Consider the following 1,254-nt stretch of genomic DNA (forward strand, 5'->3'; position numbering starts at 1 on the left):
CAGGCGTGTTGATTAACCAAAAATAGGCAGACCTATCCCTTGAAAGTCTCGTATTCGTTTGAACACGAGAGCGATAGCACCTTGCCAGTCCACAGGTAAGGTATGATGAAGAAACATACGAGTAAAAGATGCAAATGAACAGTCACGAAAAGCATGGAGTTTTGCTTGTTGAAAGAGCCATTTTAATAACACATAGGCTAATAACGCCGCGTATAATTGGTTGAACACCGCATTTTCTGTTGTTCCGAATAACACTGGGACGTTCAAATGTTGTTTGATCCAACGGAAGAACGTCTCGATATTCCAACGAGTTTTATACATATCAGCAATGAGCTCGGCAGATATATTCATCACGTTTGTCACTACACGCATTTCTCTTCCTTCATCGTCTTGGAAGATGACGACGCGATGTCGTTTCTTCGTACGACTTTGTTCCGTACCGAGTTGGCACGTTATATCCCGAAGAACAGGAGAGTTCGGCTTTGCCAGACGCTGGAGCCCTTTTGGACGATATAACTTCACATTCTCCCGCAGACGGATGACGAATAGCTGACCATCCTTAGCAAATTGATCGAGACGCTTTAATTTTCCATACGCACGGTCTTCTACAAGGATGAACTCAGAATGAGTCAACTGTTCTCCTACTGGACCGTCATGTGCTAATCCAATGGTTTCTACAACTTGAAGTGGCATCTCTGTTGCCGGGGTGTATGACACATGAAGTTTCACCCCAGATCGCTCCCCATGATAGACAGCCCAAGGTAAACGCGTTTTTCCAACTGTCATCGTCGTAGAGTCCACGATAAGTAATGGTTTTGGAAACTTCAGTCCTCGTCTCAATGCACGGTTACATTTGCGAACAATAAGGTGAAACACACGCTTCATAAGAGAGAACGGAACCATACTTGTTTTCTTGGAAAACGTGGAATAATGAACACGAGGAAGCCCATTATCACTAGCAACATCTGCGCCGTGTCGAAAGCTTTTCCACTCTGAAACGGCTGCAGTCACAAGGTACTGAATGAGCGTCTGTACATCTAATGTACGGGCAGTGTCTTCATATCCGATTTCTTGTAGGATAGATTGAATTTCTTCATCTGAAAGTAGACTTTGAAGCAAGCTTAAAAGTGTGATAGACTGTTTCATAGAGAACACCTCTTCTTAAGTTTGTTTGTTTAGTCACTTACATTCTACAAGAAAGGTGTTCTTTTTTGTGTATTTATTTTGGTTTTTTCTGGCTAATCAACACGCCTG

General features: G+C 42.8%; 1 protein-coding gene. It reads right to left on the minus strand.

What is annotated here, in order from left to right; translation table 11 throughout:
• Nucleotides 1-12: 12 nt before the first annotated feature.
• On the minus strand, nucleotides 13-1,146 hold the full coding sequence (locus V7024_RS05385) for an IS4 family transposase (protein WP_335516684.1): 1,134 nt from the start codon (nucleotides 1,144-1,146) through the stop codon (nucleotides 13-15).
• Nucleotides 1,147-1,254: the final 108 nt, after the last annotated feature.

It is taken from the genome of Bacillus sp. JJ864 (assembly GCF_036963045.1).
Classification (GTDB): Bacteria; Bacillota; Bacilli; order Bacillales; family Bacillaceae_G; genus Bacillus_A; species Bacillus_A pseudomycoides_C.